The organism is Pseudoalteromonas umbrosa (genome assembly GCF_030125375.1).
Lineage (GTDB): Bacteria > Pseudomonadota > Gammaproteobacteria > Enterobacterales > Alteromonadaceae > Pseudoalteromonas > Pseudoalteromonas umbrosa.
In genome coordinates this window covers 1034657-1054921 of record NZ_JASJUU010000001.1, presented here as the reverse complement: position 1 = coordinate 1054921, position 20265 = coordinate 1034657, and the positions used below count along the sequence as shown (strand labels likewise).

The 20265-nt window shown below is 38.6% G+C and carries 12 protein-coding genes; 7 read left to right on the top strand and 5 right to left on the bottom strand.

Annotated elements, in window-relative coordinates; genetic code table 11:
* The first annotated feature begins 348 nt into the window (after positions 1 to 348).
* Positions 349 to 2349, top strand: coding sequence for a S8 family serine peptidase (locus QNM16_RS04565; RefSeq protein WP_284019399.1), 2001 nt, complete (start codon positions 349 to 351; stop codon positions 2347 to 2349).
* A gap of 56 nt (positions 2350 to 2405) precedes the next feature.
* Here QNM16_RS04565 and QNM16_RS04560 read toward each other — a convergent pair whose 3' ends face one another.
* Both QNM16_RS04560 and QNM16_RS04555 read right to left on the bottom strand, forming a co-directional pair.
* A complete protein-coding gene (locus tag QNM16_RS04560; protein WP_284019398.1) occupies positions 2406 to 5774 on the bottom strand; it encodes a hybrid sensor histidine kinase/response regulator in 3369 nt (1122 codons plus the stop codon).
* Positions 5775 to 5896: 122 nt separating this feature from the next.
* A complete protein-coding gene (locus QNM16_RS04555) occupies positions 5897 to 7033 on the bottom strand; it encodes a response regulator (RefSeq protein WP_284019397.1) in 1137 nt (378 codons plus the stop codon).
* Between the two features lie 115 nt (positions 7034 to 7148).
* On the opposite strand from QNM16_RS04555, the gene QNM16_RS04550 reads away from it, so the two are divergent.
* Together QNM16_RS04550 and QNM16_RS04545 are read left to right on the top strand one after the other, a co-directional pair.
* Entirely contained in the window at positions 7149 to 7847 is a 699-nt protein-coding gene (locus QNM16_RS04550; protein WP_284019396.1) for a response regulator transcription factor, read from the top strand.
* Positions 7848 to 7952: 105 nt separating this feature from the next.
* Positions 7953 to 8984, top strand: a complete 1032-nt coding sequence (locus QNM16_RS04545) for a CHASE3 domain-containing protein (RefSeq protein ID WP_284019395.1) — start codon at positions 7953 to 7955, stop codon at positions 8982 to 8984.
* A gap of 127 nt (positions 8985 to 9111) precedes the next feature.
* Here QNM16_RS04545 and QNM16_RS04540 read toward each other — a convergent pair whose 3' ends face one another.
* Both QNM16_RS04540 and QNM16_RS04535 read right to left on the bottom strand, forming a co-directional pair.
* Positions 9112 to 10179 (bottom strand): response regulator, encoded by a 1068-nt coding sequence (locus tag QNM16_RS04540; protein ID WP_211037211.1) that lies wholly within the window; start codon positions 10177 to 10179, stop codon positions 9112 to 9114.
* A 4-nt stretch (positions 10180 to 10183) separates the two neighbouring features.
* Entirely contained in the window at positions 10184 to 11386 is a 1203-nt protein-coding gene (locus QNM16_RS04535; protein WP_284019394.1) for an EAL domain-containing response regulator, read from the bottom strand.
* A gap of 185 nt (positions 11387 to 11571) precedes the next feature.
* Between QNM16_RS04535 and QNM16_RS04530 the strand changes: the two genes are divergently transcribed.
* Together QNM16_RS04530 and QNM16_RS04525 are read left to right on the top strand one after the other, a co-directional pair.
* Positions 11572 to 12525, top strand: a complete 954-nt coding sequence (locus tag QNM16_RS04530; RefSeq protein ID WP_284019393.1) for an ABC transporter substrate-binding protein — start codon at positions 11572 to 11574, stop codon at positions 12523 to 12525.
* On the top strand, positions 12522 to 15683 hold the full coding sequence (locus QNM16_RS04525; RefSeq protein WP_284019392.1) for a PAS domain S-box protein: 3162 nt from the start codon (positions 12522 to 12524) through the stop codon (positions 15681 to 15683). The genes QNM16_RS04530 and QNM16_RS04525 overlap by 4 nt, the downstream gene beginning before the upstream one ends.
* On the opposite strand, the gene QNM16_RS04520 is transcribed toward QNM16_RS04525, so the two are convergent.
* Complete coding sequence (locus QNM16_RS04520) at positions 15680 to 17905, bottom strand: TonB-dependent siderophore receptor (protein ID WP_284019391.1); 2226 nt, start codon at positions 17903 to 17905, stop codon at positions 15680 to 15682. The genes QNM16_RS04525 and QNM16_RS04520 overlap by 4 nt on opposite strands.
* A gap of 379 nt (positions 17906 to 18284) precedes the next feature.
* On the opposite strand from QNM16_RS04520, the gene QNM16_RS04515 reads away from it, so the two are divergent.
* Positions 18285 to 19355 (top strand): sensor histidine kinase, encoded by a 1071-nt coding sequence (locus tag QNM16_RS04515; protein WP_237139290.1) that lies wholly within the window; start codon positions 18285 to 18287, stop codon positions 19353 to 19355.
* Between the two features lie 4 nt (positions 19356 to 19359).
* Entirely contained in the window at positions 19360 to 20184 is an 825-nt protein-coding gene (locus QNM16_RS04510) for a LytR/AlgR family response regulator transcription factor (RefSeq protein ID WP_284019390.1), read from the top strand.
* Positions 20185 to 20265 lie beyond the last annotated feature (81 nt).

Genomic DNA, 20265 nt, shown 5'->3' with positions numbered 1-20265 from the left:
TTCTGAAGAGTTTTTGTCGACTCAATTTTCCATATGATTAAATTAAGCTGGTTACTTTTTAAAAAATATTCCCAATATTGTTATTTTTTTTGATTGTTGCTGTTTGTATTAATGGGCAAGTAATTCTCAAAAAGCATTATTTACAATATCTGCTCAAAAACCAGTCAGTTGCATATTTTTATTTATTGCTTTTTTACTTTTAATGAAGAAAAAATGAATTTTTGTAAATAAATGGTTGTAAATGAAGTTTTGCTTGTGTAGTGTGTTTGCAAGTTAGGTACACAATTACTAGCGCAATAGGGATTCACCGCATTGGATGCGGATAAAAATAAGAATATAGGAATCAGCATGAAAAAAATGTTCAAATTAACTTCAGTCGCGTTAGCAGTTGCAGCGCTTTCTGCAACGGTTGCTCAAGCACAGGAAACAAAACAATACATCTTAAAGCAAAGTGATCTTAGTATCTTTGCTCCAGAGACTAGTCGTTTTGCAAGGGCCAATATTACAGAAAGTTTCAGCGCAGAAGCTTCTGCAGAAGTTTTATCAACAGACACAACAGGTACTGTTGTGACTATGGATTTAACACCTGAGCAGGTAGCTAAGTTAAAAGCGTCTGGGCAATATGCATATATTGAAGAAGATTTTGAGTATGTACCATTTACACAAGACTTTGTAGGTGAAGTATCACCTTATGGTCTTGCTGAAGTTCAAGCAAACCTATTGCAAGATACCAATGCGGACTTGTTTAAAGTGTGTGTTATCGACTCTGGTTATGACTTAGGTCACCCTGATTTACCGCAAAACGCAACCGGTTTCACCGATTTACCTGGTGGTTTAAATTGGTACCAAGATGGTTCAGGCCACGGTACGCACGTAGCAGGTACTATTGTTGCGCTTGATAATGGCAAAGGTGTGGTAGGTGTACTTCCAAACGATAAGATTGGTATACACAACGTTCGTGTATTTGATAACGATGGCAAGCAAGGTCTTACTTCTCGTATTGCTCGCGCAGTAGACAACTGTGTTGAGAATGGCGCTAAAGTTATCAACATGAGTTTAGGTGGTGGCAGCCCAAGTCAGTATTTCCAAGAGCGTTTGCAGGCAGCTTATGATAAAGGCGTATTGATTATCGCTGCAGCAGGTAACGATGGCAACGCAACGATGAGCTATCCTGCGAGTTATGACACGGTTGTATCTGTTGCAAATATTGATGAAAATAGAGTGAAGAACCCATCCTCACAATATAATGTACAGGTTGAAATTGCAGCGCCAGGTACTGATGTACTGTCAACTGTACCAAGAAGCTCAGGTATTCTTGCTGGTATTACTGCAGGCGGTAATTTTGTAAAAGCTGGTGGTATGACTCATTCAGTTGAGGGTACAGTTAGCGCAGAACTTGTAGATTGCGGTCAAAGTTTAACAGCATGTGCGGCAACACAAAGTATCTGTTTAATTGAGCGCGGCGGTGCATCATTTAAAGATAAGGCTGCAAATTGTGAAGCGGGCGGAGGTGTTGCTGCAATTATATACAACAATGCAGCAGGTGAATTTGGTGGTACGCTTGGAGATGCAAACCACGGTTTAACTATTCCTGTGCTTTCTTTATCACAAGACGCAGGCACTGCACTTAAAGCATCAGTAGGTAGTTCAGTTAAAGTAGAATTGAATGCAGTGTTAGATTATGGTCTTAAGACTGGTACCTCAATGGCAAGTCCGCATGTTGCAGGTGTTGCAGCGCTAGTTTGGAGCCAGCACCCAAGTTGTACAAACGTAGATATTCGTAATGCACTTAATGCTACTGCAATTGATTTAGGTACTGCAGGTCGTGATGATGAATATGGTTATGGTCTAGTTCAAGCGAAAGCTGCATCAGATTACATTGCTGCAAATGGTTGTGGTGGTGCTGTTGATAATCAAGCTCCAGTTGCAGACTTTACTTTCAGCTGTAGTGCATTAGCATGTGATTTTAATGCGACTTCAAGCCGCGATGCAGATGGTCAAATTGTAAGTTACGACTGGAATATCGGTGGATTTAATACAACAGGTGCCAGAGTTTCACACGCATTTTCTAATGCTGGCGCATATCAGGTTTCTGTTACTGTGACTGACGATGCAGGAGCAACACACAGTATTTCTAAATCTGTAACTGTGACAGATTTCGTTGATAATACAGGCTGTGTTGGTCTAAGTGAGTGGAGTGCATCAAAAACATATGTTGCAGGTTCTGAAGTTTCTTACCAAGGCAGCAAGTATCGCAGCAACTGGTGGAATAGAGATGCGAACCCAGCTCAAAACTCTAATGTTGGTAACGACTGGAAAGTATGGACTGACCTAGGAAAGTGTAACTAATTCCTTAAAAACCTTGAGATGAAAAGGTAAGAAGGCGACATCTTATGTCGCCTTCTTTATTTGATAACGTCTAGGATTTTTTTAATAAGCTGTTGTTTATTGAATGGTTTGTAAAGAATTTTATCAGTTGTTAGCTGCTCAGTATCTTCGCAATCAATAAAACCAGAAATAAACAAATAGTGTAAGTTATTTTGAATCGTTAATGCGGATTGAATAAACTCTATGCCGTCAGAGTGTGGCATAATGACATCGCTCACCACGAAATCAACATTCTGCTGTTGTAAAACAGATAAACCCACTTGAGCATCACACGCTTCTATCACTTGCACATGTGTACTCTCTAAAAATGATTTAACGAGATACCGAATATCTTCTTCATCATCGACTATCAATAAGGTTTTAATCGCCTCTGGCAATACTAAGGGGTGATCAGTAACAGTAGGGGGGACGGAAGTAGGTTTCTTGGTAACAGAGGGAAAATATACTGTAAATTCAGTACCTTTCTCAACCTGTGATACGACGTCAATTGCACCATTTGAGGCTTTTACAAAGCCGTAGCATTGTGAAAGGCCTAAACCGTTACCTGTTTCCTTTTTAGTAGTAAAAAATGGGTCGAAGATTTTTTCTATATTTTCTGGAAGAATGCCAATGCCTGTGTCTTTAAAGCTTACCTTGATAATATTGGGAGTGTTCAGTTCAAGTGCTTGCATTCTCTCTTGAGGAAGTAATATTTTTTCTGTTGATATTCTTAATTCTCCACCATTTGGCATTGCATGCATGGCATTGATGGACATGTTCAATAGTAAATCTTCAAACAGGTTCTCCTCTAGATATGCTTGTTCGATATTGGCATCTAGGTTTAGGGTGAGCTTTATTTTGGAGGTCATTGCCGCTTCAAGAAGTTTTTTGTTTTTTTGGATTAATTCATTAATATCGACATAGTTAGGTGAACTAGGTGTTTTTTTTGCAAAGGTGAGTAGATTACCTGTTAGCTTTTGTCCGCGATAGCATGCTCTTTCAATGGCTTTTAAGCTAGTTGTGGTGTCTTTACTGAAATCTTCTAAGAGGTTTGTATAGCCTAAAATAATCCCTAATATATTGTTGAAATCATGCGCAACACCACCTGCTATATTTCCAAGAGATTCAAGTTTGGAACTGCGATTAATTAGCTTAGCTTGTTGCTCATGCTCACTCATATCTTGAAAGTTGGCAATAAAGTGTAATTCTCCGCATTCGGTTAATGGCATACTAGCAACCGAGATCCTTATTGGGAAAATGTACCCGGTTTTATGCTTTGCGTTTACATCTCTACCCAAACGGTTGTTGATGATTTGCGATGATCCTGATTGTATATAACTGGCAAGTTTTTCAGTGTGTTGGCCAACACCATCAGTTAATTCGTCTATGCTGCGGCCAACAATTTCATGCTCTTTATAACCAAATATATTTTCAGCTTCAGGGTTAAAAGACAGGATAGTGCCATGTGAGTCCGTGGTGAAAATACCCTCTAGTAATGATTCAATGATACGTTTTTGTTCTGCTTCTTTTAGTTCGATTAATTTTTGTTTAGATTCAAGCTCCGTTATATCTTCCCCTTTAAAGATAAAGCCGATAATTTCCTTGTCACTAGAGTGGTAGGGAATATAAGAAACTTGCAGTTTGCGTTCTTTCGGTGTGCTCACAAATAAAGTTTCTTTAAATGAGATTGTCTCACCTTGAAGTGCTTTGTCTATTTTGCTTTTGACTTTGTCAAACAAGGAGTGACCTAATATTTCAGAAACTGTACGACCTAATACTTCGTCACGGTTTTTGTTATGTAGTTTTAAATAAGCTTCGTTTACAGTTACAAACTTGTACTTTAGGTCAAGAAAAGCGAACATATCATTGGAATTCTCAACGATGCCTCTGTATCTTTCAAGTTCTCTCATTTGCTTATATTTGTCAGCTAAGCTTACTATAAACACAATGAACTCTTGATTGGTTTTATTGAAAATAGAGCCACCAATTAAAATAGGGACTTCGTGACCTAATTTGTGTATATAAACCTTTTCAAATGGCGTCCAGTATCCCTTTTCATTTGCTTCTTCAACGGCACGAAGGTCTAGAGGAAGGTATTTATCTGGAGTAAGGTTTTTCCAGTCGATTTGGCCATTTAATAGTTCATCTTTTGTATAGCCAATCATGTCTAAAAGTGTTGTATTGGCGTCAAGGATATTTCCTTTTGCATCGGAGTGAATAATGCCGATAAAGTTGGACTCTTTCCAACGCTTAAATCGCTCAGCTTCAGAATCTAATTGATGATTTAACTTGATGAGCTCATCAATATTATTTTGTAAAGCCTGTTCAGTCTGGTCGCGCTGCTGGAGCATGAAATCTATGGATTTGATAACCTCCTGAATCTCATGAATAGTATGCTTATCAGTAATTCTGAAATGCTTGCCATCTGCAGCTGTCACCAAAGCTTTATGAATGATAAAAAAAGGTTTAGTGAGCCAGCTGATTAAAATAAAAGAAAGTAGAGAAACGAAACAAAGTGCGCCTATCACAATTTCTATTGACTGTAAGTTTAATTGTTCAACCCTTTTAAAAGCTTCCGTTTTATCTATTTTTACAACCATCCCCCAGTCTGTTTCTGGTATGTGATGTGAAATCGCTAAAACAGGGATCTCCCTATAATCCACATAATCAGGAAAAATATCGTTTGTACCATTGATAGCGTGTGTGATAGGGATCTCTAAATTATTTTTAGAGACAGTAAATGAGAGCGCGACAGATGGGTCGTTTCGTGTGGGCGTAAGAAATATGGCATCCCCGTTTGTATCTCGAGACGCAAGTACAATTTCACCACTTTTTCCAAGGCCTGTATAGTCATTAACAATGGCTTGCAGCTCATCGTTTGTGAATGCGACCTCAATGTAACCAATCAATTGCTTATTTAATTCGATGGGTTCGATAAACAAGAGTAATTGAGACTTTTTTGAAAAAAGTATTTTTACGTTATAGGGGGAGCCATCAGTTTTTAAATCGCTTGTGTTGATAAGTGAATGTAAGTCGTCTTTAGAGGTAAATACAAGTTCCTTGTTGTCGTTGTAGATTGCAATACCGTATATGTTTGTACTGGATGAAATGGCATGGGTTATTATTTCACCAATTTTTTTGACCAAGTGGTGTTCTGGTTTGCTTGATGTTTGCTTTAAAAGATTTCTGAGTTGAGTACGACTTTTAATAAGTGCGACAGCATTTTTTTTGTTGGCCAGCAAGCTGGTTATTCGTTTATGATTGATATCAGCAACATCTTGCAATTTGGCGATAGTTTCATTGCGAAGCAACTGCTTTTCACTGGTGACGTTTAATAGGTGAAATATGATTAAAGGAACAGTGGTACAGGACAGCATAACCAAAAGAATTAATGTTCTAAGCTTCATGCAATGTTCTCAATTAAATAAGATACTAGACTCTGATTTATTATGACTGGCTCAAGCGAGCTAATGGTATTGAAATTCACGTTGCGTCTACAAAGTGTAGTTAAATAACTGAATATGTGTATCTAAGGTTTTGACTTTGGCTCCGAAAAAGGACGAACCTGTGACGATTCTGTTTTGTTGATTTCGGTTGATAAACTTGCCGCTGAAGAGGTAAGCCTTTGACTTGCTTCATCTATTCGAGATAGCGTGTGTTTGGTTAGCTCAGTCAGCCATTGTTTTTGCTGATCTGTTATGTTTAATGATTGAAAATTAGCTGTGATTTCATACATCATGATTGTCAGGAGTCTATTCGTATCGTTTTGATAGTCATTGACTTCGAGACGAAGTGCTTCAAGCTTTTGAGGAAGAGTGTAGATTGGTGATTCGTTTTTTGATGGCTGACAAAGTTCTAGTGCTTTTGCGTTCATTGCCTCAGCTAAACCACACGCATTTTGCTTTACCAGCTCAAAGTTATGGCTATTATCTGGCGTGTGTTTAATCAAAAATGACACATTGTCCTGATTAATAAGTACTCGGTTGGAAAACTCATGTATGTGACCTGCATGTTTTAATATCTCAAAGATTTCTTCCTCAATGGGCGTGGTGCGAATACGATCATCTCGCAGGCAGGTTGGCTTGGGTAACCTGAAACAAATAGACGTCTGTAACCCAAAGCTTGACATGAGAGAGAAAAAAGCGTCGGCGATACCGTGTACAGTAGAGCATAAGGTAATATCGTTATAAAAGTGCATGATTTGGTTGCATTGGGACACTTGCTCTATACGTTTGTTATATGCCCTGTTATTACTATTAATGGATTCTTGTAACTGCTCCCGGTTTAATTGGCGTCCTATACTAGTGCCAATTTTGTGTTTGAGTTCATCTATTTCAAACGGCTTTGTGAGAAAGTCTGCTGCTCCCATCTCAAAGGCTTTTAGCTTTTGAGATATATCTGTCTCACCAGAAATGAAAATAATTTCGAACTTGGACTGCTCGAAATTTTTCTTATGCAGTTCTTCACAAAATTCTATGCCAGTGATATCGGGTAAATGTAAGTCAAGTATGATGGTTTGCGGTTTAAGCTTTTCAGTAGCTTGAAGCGCTTCTCGTGCGCATGTGAATGTGTAGACATCGAATTGAGTATTTAAAATTTCTTTGTAAAGGGCTAAATACTCCAAATCGTCCTCAACAATCATGACTTTACCTTTTGAGAGTTGCATTTGACACCTCAATTACTATGCAAACTACATTGAAGCCTAGTACTTATTTGTGTCTATACTTTTTCTAGAATATTTCTGAGATATGTCTGGGTTGATAAATGTGATGGGAGCGAATATGCACACTTTACTGCTCATTGAAGATGATGAACAGCTTGCCGAGGTCACTTGTGCCTATTTGGAGCTAACGGGGTTTAAAGTAGATAGGGCATCGAGTGCAAAAGCATGTTGGGAAAAACTGCAAGAGAATTCATATGCCCTAATCATTCTCGACTTAGGGCTGCCTGATGAAGATGGCTTGGTATTGCTGCGTAAGCTAAAAAACCGTCAAGGTTTAACCCCTGTAATCGTTTCTTCAGGGCGTGGAAGTGATGAAGACAGAGTGGCTGGCCTTGAGTTCGGTGCGAATGATTACCTAGCAAAGCCTTATACAGTTAAAGAGTTATTGTTGAGAATTAACCTTTTGATTGATAGCACGCCAAATAAAATGACAGGCACAGACAAAGTTGTGCTTGGTGATAAGACGATAGATTTTGATAATCAAGTGGTGTTAGATTCTAGTGGCAGTGAAGTCGTGTTAACGCTCCATGAGCAAACTGTGTTATTTTTACTTGCCAAAAACGCGCCACGTATATATACCCGCGAGGAAATAATAGACGCCACGAGATTGCATCAAGGCCCTGAGTCGGTGCGTGCAGTTGACACCATTATTTGCCGGCTACGAAAAAAGCTTGAAATTAACCCAAAAAAACCTCAGGTTATCCAAACGAAAAAAGGCCTAGGTTACCGTGCTATTACCAAGTCCAGTTTATGCTGAATTGGCTGAGCTTTACTAATTTTTTGCAAAGCCACTTTAATTAATGTCCTTTTGCCAGATCGTGTCTACACTCTTTGAATATGTGACAGCAAAGAGGGTATCCTTTTGAATTACAGCCTAAAAAGTGTACTTGTTATCTTTATCAGTTTTAGCATTTTTGCTGGTACTGTTAATCTATTAATTATTACAAGTAGTTACTCAAATAAGAATGAGCATGAATTTTGGTTAATCCACACATATGAAGTGCTAGATTTAGTTAGCCAACTTAAAGTTCAAGTTAAAAGTACTGAAACTGGACAAAGAGGTTACTTGTTAACTGAAGACCTAGAGTATTTAGTACCATATAACCAAGGTCTGAACCTGAGTTTGAATACCTTTGAGGCGCTAAAAATAAAAACCAAAGATAACCCGACACAACAGAAAAGGTTAAATGAACTGAATGGTATCCTAAACCAAAGGTTTTCAGAGTTGGAGCAGACAATCCAGCTTGCCAAAAAAGGCGCTATAAATGAAGCAAAAAAGTTAGTGAAAACGGATATTGGTAGGCATTTAATGGAAGAGATTGAGTTGGTTTTATTGGCATTTGAGCAAGAGGAGCGATACCTACTCAATAAACGCACAAGAGAGTACATCGAAGCAAAAAGTTTGCATTCCACTTCGGTCATTATTTTGGAGTGCGTGTATATTATATTGATAGTATGGCTGATCTATTCTATTCGAGATAAAGTGCTTAAGCCACTAAGAGTACTTGGGTTGTATATTAAAAATTATCCAGAGTCTGAAAAATTTGAAATAGCAAAAGATAGTAACTGTATCGAAGTAAGTGAACTGGCACAGGGGATCAAAAGTCGTTGTTCAGAAAGTGAAAAGGCAATTATTCAATTAAAGCAAAACGAGCAGGAAATGGCTGAGCAGTTGAAGTATGTTACACAACGTGCTTTAGCACTTTGCAGTTCAAATGAGCACTTTACGGCAAAGTTATCTTCAATGCTACAGCAGTATTTTCGAGATAAGCAGGGGGCCTTCAGCTATGAAGATATTGATAATATTCTAAAGCTCACCATTTCCGAAAGAGATTCTAATAAGGAGTTAGAACTTTATTTAAAAAGTAATATAAATCAAAGCAACAAAACTTAAAGCAGTACAGGGTATGGGTTTTCATTCTGAATCGTTAATACAATAAAGACTATTATATCACTAGCCAGAGCGTAATCGGTACTTTTAAATTGTCAGACAAAACCCAAGCTATTCAGTTAAATGTATTTTAAACATCGCGAGCGGCATCATTGATGTGCTCAAGTATATCTTGTAATTCAGATTCTATTTCATAGCTTGTTTCCATCAAAGAATCTGCATTTTTCTGAGCGCGCTCAATTAAGGCGAGCAGTTGTGTTTCTGTTTGCTGTGAAAGCTCATGGCCTAACTCAAAAGTTGCGAAGACCTGATTGAGTTCTGATTCAAGGTTATCAATAATATTAACTACGCCAGATTTGATGGCGGCGTTCTTATCTTTGTAATTAGTCAGTGCATTATTTAAACTTATTTCTGTCATTATCCTGATAATACAGCTTTCTATCCCATCCATAAGATAAGCCAAATAATCTTTCATAACGCCACTTTTACTGTGGTTACTCGGCATATTTTTAACCAGTAAACTACAGTATTGCCAATTGAATGCTGCGCGATTGCTACCAAACTCCATAATACGCTTGGCACTTTTTAGGGAGCTTAGCAGACTGACATCAATGTTGTTCAGTATTTTATTGTCAAAAAATACTATCTCTTCTCGATTGACTCTAAAAGTGAGAGATGTACGCAACCCAAATGAACGAGTGGTGTGAAAAATAGCATTTGCAAGCTGACTAAATGTTCGACATTGTTGAGTTTGTTTATAAAACTGAATGATCGTGCCTAAAGATGCGATGTCTGATAAAGCCTGAATGGCAATTTCATCTGCATCACTGCTTGTTTGTTGTGCATAAGAAAGTAGTGTATTGATCTTTTTAATGAGTTCAGTCGGCTCGGCAGGTTTGGCAATAAAATCATTGCCGCCAGAGTCGTACGCTTTGAGCCTTTCTTCAATCGAGCATAAGTTGGATAAGAACAGAATGGGTATTTGGTGACCAGCTTGACGTATTGAGTAGGTCGCTTCATAGCCACTTATTCCGGGCATCTGTATATCCATAATGACCAAATCAGGCTGGAATATGTTGACGCTCTCAAGTGCTGCCTCTCCGCTGCTTGCAGTTTCGATTTCATAGTGCCCAGAAAGCGTATTTATTTGATATTCCAAAGCGAAGTCGTCGTCATCGACGATTAATATTTTATTCATATAATTACCGTGTTAGTTGGTTGTTTAGCCAATGAACGAAATCTTTAAAAGGGAGTGGTTTAGATATAAAGTAACCCTGTGCGAGGTCACATTTTAGGTCTCTTGCAAGATCCCAATCAGCTTGCGTTTCAACACCTTCAGCGACAATATGCATACTCAGCGTTTTCGCAAGACTCACACTTGATTCAATGATGGCTTTACTTGTTTTGTTATTGGTCGCATCAGAGATAAATTGGCGATCTATCTTTAACTCTGTAAACGGTATTTTTTTTAGTTGCTCTAAACTCGAATACCCCGTGCCAAAGTCGTCAATACTTAAGCCGAAGCCTTTCAACCTCAGTCGTAAAAGTACATCAAGGGTGGAAACTAGATTTTGTATGAGTCGACTTTCTGTTAACTCTAAAGTAATGCTGTTACAAGGAATACCATGGATGTTTGCGAGGTCTTCAATTTGCTCGGGCAAATCAATGGCACACAAGCTATCCGTGGAGAGGTTTATGGACAAGTTTAATTGTTCACCATAGATATTAGAAAGCTCTTTAAATTGCTTTAGAGCTTGCCGAAAAATACTTCGGGTGATCGCATCAATCATACCAGTCTCTTCAGCCATTGTAATAAATGATGCGGGGCCAATTATTCCTCTTCTAGGATGTGCCCATCTAGCGAGTACTTCTATCGATTTTAGTTGCCCGGTTGAAAAGTCGAGTTGTGGTTGATAAAAAGGGATAATTTCATCGTGGGCTATGGCCTCTTTGAGCTCTTCAAGGCAAATATCCTTGGTAATTGGGTTGAATACTGGTGCTTTCTCCTCAAAAAGCCGATTTAGCTTTTGGTTTAAAACCTCAATGGTGATCGGTTTAGGGATGGCACCTAAAACTCTAATATGTTGAGCACCAGCAAGCGCAGCTGTAGTGTCTAGGATGCGTTGATCTTGACCACTTAACAGTATAACAGCGCCTTTGAAACTATACTCTGACAAGTGTCGAAGCACTTCAACGCCATCCATATCAGGCATGATTAAATCTATAATTATCAGGTCAAAACACTCACCATTTTTGATACGTTTAAGGGCATTAACTCCACTTATTTCGACTTGGATATTTTCGACTCCGAGCTGATTAAATTCATGGGTGAGCATGTCATGAATAAAGTCATCATCGTCTATTACAAGCACGTTAAGTGCTTTATATTGTTTTTTTAATGTCAATGGTACCAAGCCTTATATTTACAATGATGACTCTAAATTGAGTAGAGTGTATATGGCAATGCCTGTGTCTAATAATCGTAGGTCAAATGGTGATAACTTGCCAAAAGCATGGAGAAAAAACCATAACCTTTAAGTTGGGCTACACTATTTTTAATTATTCGGTGATTGAAATGAGAGTGAATCTGATGAAACTTAAGTACTTTATGTGTTTTTTATTTTTTTTCTTAGCTTCACTCAGTCAATTTGGATGCTCAAAGTTTGATAATAAAACAATTAGAGTAGGTTCAAATGTATGGCCAGGTTACGAGACTTTATATTTGGCGAGGCACCTAGGTGAGCTGCCTGACAACATTAAGTTAATAGAGTTACTGTCAGCAACAGATGTCATGGAAGCGTTTCGTTTGAAGCGCCTAGAAGTCGCTGCACTTACTATGGATGAAGCAATGACGCTCGTAGCAGAAGGTATTGATTTGAGAGTCTTTTTAGTGATGGATGTGTCAAATGGCGGAGACCAACTCATAGTACGTCCTGATATTAATGAACTATCAGAACTAAACGGAAAAACAATTGGGTATGAGCAAACTGCATTAGGTGCATTGATGTTACACGAGGTCTTGTTCGCTGGTGGGCTCGATATCAAAGATGTTACGTTGATACACCTTCAAATTAATCAGCAATTAGATGCTTTCTCGAAAGGCTATATAGATGCGTTGATAACTTTTGAGCCAGTTGCCACGCAATCAAAACAACTTGGCGGTAAAGTCATATTTGATAGCTCACATATTCCCAATACGATAGTAGATGTATTAGTAGCGAGGAAAGAGACACTTGAAAAGCATAAAAACCTTATCCAAACACTTGTGAATGGACAATCCAAAGCGCTCGATACCATCGAGACTTCTAAAGTTGAAAGCTTAAAAGTGATGGCGCAGCGGATGGAAATTTCTCAAGAGCAGTTAGATGAGGCAATGCAAGGGATCCACTATCCGGATTTGCAAGAAAATCAGACATTACTAAGGAAAAACGGGAAGTTATTTGCGACGGTAGAACGCTTAAATACAATTTTATATGAGGCGAACCTAATTGCTCAACCGGTTGAAGCACATAAGCTTTTTGATGATAGCTTTGTAAGCCAATGAAAAATTTACTCTTACCGCGTTCTATTGTCGTATGGGTGCCATTGTGCACTGCTTTGATTTTTATCATTTCTATTACAACTGGCGCCAGTCTAACTTACATTGGTAGTCGCAATGTAGCAGAAGAGAATAGCCTATCTCAAATAAGTTATGTGTTACTGTCATTAAAGAATAAAGCAGAGCAAGAAGTGTTTAGGTCCGGTCACGATGTTTTAAATCATGAAGCATCAATTATCGGTACTATTTCTGCGGTTGATGATGTGGCGGTGACTGACGATAAAGGTATCATCTGGGCGTCAAATCGATATAGCACCAGAGGCAAACCTTTACTAGATATTGCTTCTTATATGTCTAAAGCCGATATTCAAAATACACAAATGTATAAGTCTATTCAGTTTCACTACTCACCTGATAAGCAAATGGTTGAAGCTACTTTGAGCTATATATGGCCCTCAGAGAGTGAAATCCGGTCTAGTAAAAGAGGACTTATCTATCTGAAATACGATTTGAGCTATGACAGATTACATTTATCTGAGTTTATTACACATCAACTGATGTTTATTGGATTACTTGGATTGGTATTGATAATTTGTACCATGGTGCTTTTACGTCACTTTTTTGTAGAGCCAATTAAACAGCTTATCGTGCAAGCCTCGGCGTTGGCAAAAGGGGACTACGGCAAAAAAATTGAGGTGCAAGGCGCAAAGGAAGTACAAGCTTTAGCAAAATCATTCGTGCAAATGCGTGAAGCAGTATCAAGACATATAAATGAATTAGATGAAGTCAGGTCTCAGTTGGAAAAACGCGTTCAGCTGAGAACGTCTGAGCTAAATAAGGCCAATTTGAATTACAAGTATGCTCAAAATATGGCTATGTTAGGGCATTGGTCTTATGAGCTTTCTACTGGAGTTTGTGAGTTTTCAAATGAAGCAAGAACAATATTGGGTATTGAAAAATCAGGTACCGCAGGCCATGTCCAATGGCTATTTGGCAGTCAAGATCCGAAAGATGACAACAAGAATGAGTTGCTAGCTGACTTATTGGATCATGAGCAGGAATTTAAGGATTTTAATTATACCATTATTGTAAATGGCAGTATGCGTTATATCCGCATGGTTTCAGAGCACGTATTTGACTCGTTAAGTAAGCAAGTAAAGATCACGGGGATTGTGCAGGATGTTACTGACTTAAAGCAAAAAGAACTATCTTTGCTTGAGAGTGAGGCAAAAATGCGTGCAATAGTTGATACAGCAGCCGATCCAATCATTGTTATTGACACTCAAGGATTCATTCAAGAGTTTAGTCCTTCTGCGAGTAAAGTATTTGGGTATAGCAAAGATGAAGTGTTAGGTCAGAATTTGAAAGTGTTGATGCCAGAACCAACACGAAGTGAGCATGATAACTACCTTGAAAAGTATAAACAAACTGGTATACGTAATGTGATAGGTAATAAAAGAGAGGTGACTGCACAGAGGAAAAATGGCAATCAATTTCCAATTGATTTAGCGGTGACAGAAACAAACATTGCAGGTAAAGGCTATTACACAGCCATCATCAGAGATATTACCCAAAGAAAAGAAGCAGAAGAAATATTATTAGAGGCAATGAAAGCCGCCCAGAGTGCCACAGTTGCAAAATCCACATTTTTAGCCAATATGTCTCATGAAATTCGCACGCCTATGAATGCAATAGTTGGCTTGTGCAGCTTGATGTCTGATACTCCGCTATCTCAAAAGCAACAAGGCTATATAACAAAGTTGACGCGCGCATCAAACAGTTTACTGAATATCATTAACGACATTTTAGACATATCAAAAATTGAGTCAGGGAAGCTTGAAATTGAGCATATACCTTTTCGTTTAGAAGATGTTGTGGATTTAGCAAGTGATATTATTTGTGACCGGGCTCAAGAGAAAGATATTGATTTTTACATAGAGATTGCTAGCTCTGTGCCTACGGCTTTAATTGGTGACCCTGTACGTTTAGGGCAAATACTCATTAACTTACTGGGCAATGCTGTTAAATTCACGCCAAATAACGGGAAAGTCGTTCTAAAGCTTGAGGCTGACACATTAACAGATACTAAAGTCATGCTTTTAGTGTCAGTGATCGATACTGGTATTGGTATCGCTAAAGATAAACAGGAAAAGCTCTTTTCAGTTTTTACCCAAGCTGATATTTCTACAACAAGAGAGTTTGGTGGGACTGGTTTAGGTTTAGCGATTTGTCGTAATTTAGTTTCGATGATGGGGGGACAAATTGGCCTTGAAAGTGAATTGGGTTCTGGCAGTCGATTTTACTTTACGGTGAATATTTTAAGACAGCAAGGGATACCATCAGCAAGGCAGCAAAAGACCAATACTATCGATAAAAAAGTATATGCGGATCAGGCGGAGCGGATTAAGAATATTGAAATTCTGTTGGTTGAAGACAATGATATAAATCTAGAAATTGCATTAGAACTCTTAACGAGTATAGGAATACAAGTTGTTACGGCGACTAACGGTAGTGAAGCAATAAGCGTGCTTAAGGAGAAACCAAATATTGGCTTGATTCTAATGGACTGCCAAATGCCAATTATGGATGGATATAGAGCCACTGAGTTAATTAGGCAAGACAAACGGTTTATTGACCTACCTATTATCGCTCTGACAGCCAATGTTATGCCTGAGGATATAAAAAAGATTGAATTGAGCGGAATGAATGGTTTTATTGCTAAGCCGTTGAACGTTGATACACTGTTTCAAATGATATTTGAAGGAGTTAAGCCTTTAATAAGCTCGTCTGAATCAAAATTAAACTTGCCAGTAGAAGGTTTTAATTCCGAAATTGATTTTGAATTGGGTTTAAAGCAAGTAAATGGTGATGTTGATTTTTATAAAAAGATGGTGGAAAAATTCCGCATTAAACAGTCAGACTTCACTCAGAGACTTAGGTTACTGGTTGAAGATAAAAAGTTTGAAGAGGCAAGGCGAGAGGCTCATACTTTAAAAGGTCAAGCTGCTTACCTAGGCTTTAATTCTGTTTCTGCAAAAGCTGCGTTGTTAGAGAGTAAATGTGCGGATAAGTTACCCTGGGACAACATTGAGCACGAAGCTAATAGTGTTGCCTCATTAATTAGCACTGCAATTAATGAGGCAGAGTTAAAGATAACTACTTAAAAACGATATTTCAGGTTAGCTGTGACAGTACGACGCTGGCCGTAGAAGCAATCGCCTCGGTACAAACAACTTGTGATGACTGTTTTGTCTGTTAAGTTGTCAATGTTAAGGCTTAATTCATAGTCGTTTAACTGGTAACCAACCATCATGTCGTATAAAGTAAAGCTGTCAGTGGTGAGTGCTTTATGGTATTCAACACTACCGACTGATACTGAGCGGCTGCCATCAAATGTTTTACCAACATATCGGATACCTGCACCAAACTTTAGCCCCTCTAATAGGTTGTCTGCACGATAAGTTGCCCATATAGATGCTAAATGCTCAGGAGTTGCAGACAAAGGTACGTCATCGGTACCGGCCTTTAATACTGCACCAGCCATAATTTGCTGCTGTTGAGTAGGAGCCTGTTGAGCTAAAGTAGCTGCTTGGGTAAAGATCTCTTGTGCAGATAGCGGAGTCGTATCTTGTTCTGATTCTGTGTAGGCATATGAAGCATATATATCTAAACTTTCCCACTCTAATTGAGCTTCAAGCTCAAAGCCATCAACTGAGACTTCACTATCTTGTACATGTTCAAGAGGGGAAATTTCTCTTACATGATTTTTATCTGTAATATGGAAAACACTAGCAGTAATTAAGTGTTCAGTGCCAGCAGGCTGATATTTCACACCGTATTCAATTTGCTCACCTTCTTTAGGCTTAAAACTACCGCCTTGTGGCTTTGAACCATATAAAGGTTGGAATGATTCCGAGTAACTAACATAAGGTGAGATACCATTTTCAAATTGGTATAGTCCGCCAATTCGGCCGGTCAAAGCACTTTGCGATTTTTTAACTTGCAACAAACTTGCAACATCACCTACTTTTTCCCATGTTTTTTGTTCGAGATCGTCGTGACGTAGTGCAGTGTTTAATACAAAGTTATTGTACTCAAACGTCGCTTGGATATATCCACCTAGTTGAGTATTCAATTGTTCTGGCGCGATGTCTTTTATTTCTGTCGGTAATGGGTCATTTAAGCCATAGACTGGGTCGTATAAATCCAGTGCAGAAGAGACTGCACCGCGCAAACGGCTGGTGCGTGTTTCTGCGTCTTGAAAATCAATACCAGCAACAATGTTTACTTCTATATCATTGAATTCAATATACTGATGCAGCTGGATATCACTTAACAAGCTCTTTGATTCGCCATCTGACATGCTAAAGATACGGTTGATTGAACGTTTATCTGCTTCAAACTTAGGTGGCCAAGAGAAAATAGTACGGTACTCAGAAGAGCTATCACTGTAGCGAGTTGACCAGTTAACTTGCGTGTCTTCAGAAATACTGTGCTCTACGATTGTTGTGATTGCAAACTGCTCCGTATCATAGCTGTCCCAACCTGGCTCGCTCACAAAACGTTCACTCGGTATTTGTCCATACTGTGCTGGTAAAATGGTGCCTTCGTGAGGGAAGAATTGGGTTGAAGAGCCTGACTCATTTTCTTGGATATTGGTTAGGATTGTTAAGCGAGTATCTTGATTTATATCCCAAGCAAAGCTTGGTGCAAATACAAGTGTATTGTCTTCAACAAAGTCTGTTTGGGTATCACTATTGCGATATACGCCAACAAACCTTGCTTGATATTCATCGTTTTGTCCAAAAGCAGTGTTGTAGTCACCAGCCAGCTGTGCGCGATCATAGTTACCAACTTGAGCCCAGATCTCGCCTTGAGTTTCGCTATGCGGACGTTTTGATACTGAGTTTATGATACCGCCTGTTGAACCTTGACCATAGAGAACAGAAGAGGGGCCCTTTAAAATTTCAACGCGCTCAAGTGTATATGGGTTAGTACGAGTGTTGTTGTAGTGCCCAAACTGCATTTGCAGGCCGTCTACATAAATTAGGGGATCCACACCACGCACTTTTGACCAATCACCGCGTGTATCGACACCATATGGGCCATTGTACACACCAGCGACATAACCAATTGCATCTTGCAATGTTTCTGCACCAAGATCAGCTATACGCTTTGAAGTTAAAACAGAAACTGAAACAGGTGTTTTGGTGATAGGCACATCTGATTTTGATGCACTTGCACTAACATAAGAAATAAGCCCTTTAGGACTGACTTCAATCACTTCCAATTCATTTTTTTTTGAATCGTCAGCGAGTGACACACCAGAAAAAGCAATCGCAAGTGCTGAAAGAAGCATTGGATATTTGGTTTTAAATGAGCGCATGATTTTCCTTCATTATTAAATAATCGCGCGAATAGTATTGTAAGTGATAACGATTATCAATGGTGTTTTTGGTGTTTTTTTTATAAGAAACATATATGTAAGAAATTACTTAACACGCCACTATTTCTCTTCATTTTTAATTTACATGCGTACCTTTAATAGGGGTGTTTGTATGTGGATTTGCAGGTTGTAAATTATGGTTGGAATCGTAATTTAAACTGATGTTTAAGGCTGTATTTGATTGGTAAGCGTGTTGTTACGGTGTTTCAATAACCTTTATGTTTGCGGTTAATTGTTGGAAATACAAGACTATTGGTAGTGCTTAACTGGTTTTCTATGGGATATAATCCAAGGTAAGTTATACGAGGTAAAAATTAATTTGAATTGGCAAGCTTTAGTCGATAATCGACAACGATTTTTTTGGGTTTTACAGATATCTGGTTGGATTGGTTATGCACTGGTTAACTATATAGGCTCAAAAGTATTTGAAATGCGTGACATTTATGTATTTGTCATCGTACTCAATGCGTATGCTGGTTGTTTGATGACGGTGCCCCTTAGGTATCTCTATCGACGAGTTTGGAATGCAAAACCTTGGATTTTAATATTCGTTGTTTTTAGTGTTTCTTACATTACAGGCACGTTGTGGTCAGTTGTACAAAAGTATAACTTGTGGGAAATATATCGTCATGGTTATCGACCTGAAGAGTGGTTCTATTACCTTCAGCAGGGATTAGATTCAGTCTATATCGTGTTGTGTTGGAGCGGTCTTTACTTTGGAATTAAGTATTACCAATTACTGCAAAGTGAACGACAAAAAGCACTTAAGGCCAATACCATGGCCCATGAAGCACAATTAAAAATGCTTCGTTATCAGCTAAACCCTCATTTTTTATTTAACACATTGAACGCGATATCAACATTGATTTTGGTTGAAGAGAACAAAGACGCTAATCAGATGGTGTCTAGGTTAAGTGACTTTTTAAGATATACCTTAAACACAGACCCAATTAAAAAAGTGCCTCTTGAGCAGGAACTTCACGCATTAAAATTGTATCTAGAGATAGAGAAGGTTCGCTTTGATGAGCGCTTGGCGATAGATTTAGATATTACAGAGCAAGCAAAAAATGCGCTTGTACCAAGCTTAATATTGCAGCCATTGATTGAAAACTCCATTAAATATGCGATTGCGCATATGGATGAGGGCGGCAAGATTGAAATTAAAGCGCAAGTATTCGCCAATGAACTATTGTTAGAAGTTGGTGACAATGGTCCTGGGGCTGAGCTTACCGATGGTCAGCTGACCAATGCCAGCGGTGTTGGCATCGCAAATACTAAAGACAGATTAAAAACACTTTATGAGAATAATTACTCGTTTGTGTTATCAAATAATTCGCCTTCAGGATTGAAGGCAAACATACGAGTTCCGTTTGAAAAGGCCGAGAAGTGAAGTAATGAGCAAGATTAAAACGATAATTGTTGACGACGAGCCACTAGCAAGAAAGGGCTTGGCAGTCAGATTGAAAGAATTTGATGAAATAGAAGTAGTCGAACTTTGTAACGGTGGACAAAAAGCCATTGACATTTGCCAGCAGCAGGATATTGATTTGGTCTTTTTAGATATCCAAATGCCTGGGCTAAATGGTTTTGAAGTAGCGCGAATTCTAAGTGAAAGTGTTAAACCTTTGCCTGCTATTGTCTTTGTTACAGCGTTTGATCACTATGCGGTCAAAGCGTTTGAGATCCACGCTTTGGATTACATTCTAAAACCAGTTGATGACAACAGACTAAAACAGGCGATCGAAAAAGTGCAAAGTTATTTAAAGAACCAACAAGATAACGCCCATAAGAAAAAGCTAGCCAGCTTTGTGGCGGGGATAACGGGTAACAATTGCGAAGAAATTCTTAAAAAGCTAGCCACTGGTGATGCAATTGAAGACAAAAAGTTTCCTGAATCTCTTGCTGTAAAAGAGCAGGGCGAAATAATTAGAGTCTCGACTGCAACTATCCAGTGGATTGATGCTGCGGGTGATTATATGTGCTTACACTGTGCTGACGGGCAAACGCACATCTTACGTAAAACAATGAAAGAGCTAGAACAAGAGCTTGACCCGAAACTGTTTGTACGCGTCCATCGTTCAGCTATCGTAAATACCGGACAAATTAGTAAATTAGTGACGCAAAGCAGTGGTGAGTATTTGTTGGTATTGGATAACGGTCAAGAGCTCAAAGTAAGCCGAAGTTATAGAGATAAAGTAAAGTCTGCGTTGGCAAGTTAGTAACTCATTAACTCAGCACTTTTATATCGTTTTGTCTTAACGTCTGATACAAAAAAGCCCAACTAATTAAGTCGGGCTTAA

What these genes read in the sequence shown, in the direction of transcription:
- QNM16_RS04565 (WP_284019399.1), top strand. Translation starts at nt 349, where the DNA reads ATGAAAAAAATGTTCAAATTAACTTCAGTCGCGTTAGCAGTTGCAGCG.
- QNM16_RS04560 (WP_284019398.1), bottom strand. Translation starts at nt 5,774, where the DNA reads ATGAAGCTTAGAACATTAATTCTTTTGGTTATGCTGTCCTGTACCACT.
- QNM16_RS04555 (WP_284019397.1), bottom strand. Translation starts at nt 7,033, where the DNA reads ATGCAACTCTCAAAAGGTAAAGTCATGATTGTTGAGGACGATTTGGAG.
- QNM16_RS04550 (WP_284019396.1), top strand. Translation starts at nt 7,149, where the DNA reads ATGCACACTTTACTGCTCATTGAAGATGATGAACAGCTTGCCGAGGTC.
- QNM16_RS04540 (WP_211037211.1), bottom strand. Translation starts at nt 10,179, where the DNA reads ATGAATAAAATATTAATCGTCGATGACGACGACTTCGCTTTGGAATAT.
- QNM16_RS04530 (WP_284019393.1), top strand. Translation starts at nt 11,572, where the DNA reads ATGAAACTTAAGTACTTTATGTGTTTTTTATTTTTTTTCTTAGCTTCA.
- QNM16_RS04525 (WP_284019392.1), top strand. Translation starts at nt 12,522, where the DNA reads ATGAAAAATTTACTCTTACCGCGTTCTATTGTCGTATGGGTGCCATTG.
- QNM16_RS04520 (WP_284019391.1), bottom strand. Translation starts at nt 17,905, where the DNA reads ATGCGCTCATTTAAAACCAAATATCCAATGCTTCTTTCAGCACTTGCG.
- QNM16_RS04510 (WP_284019390.1), top strand. Translation starts at nt 19,360, where the DNA reads ATGAGCAAGATTAAAACGATAATTGTTGACGACGAGCCACTAGCAAGA.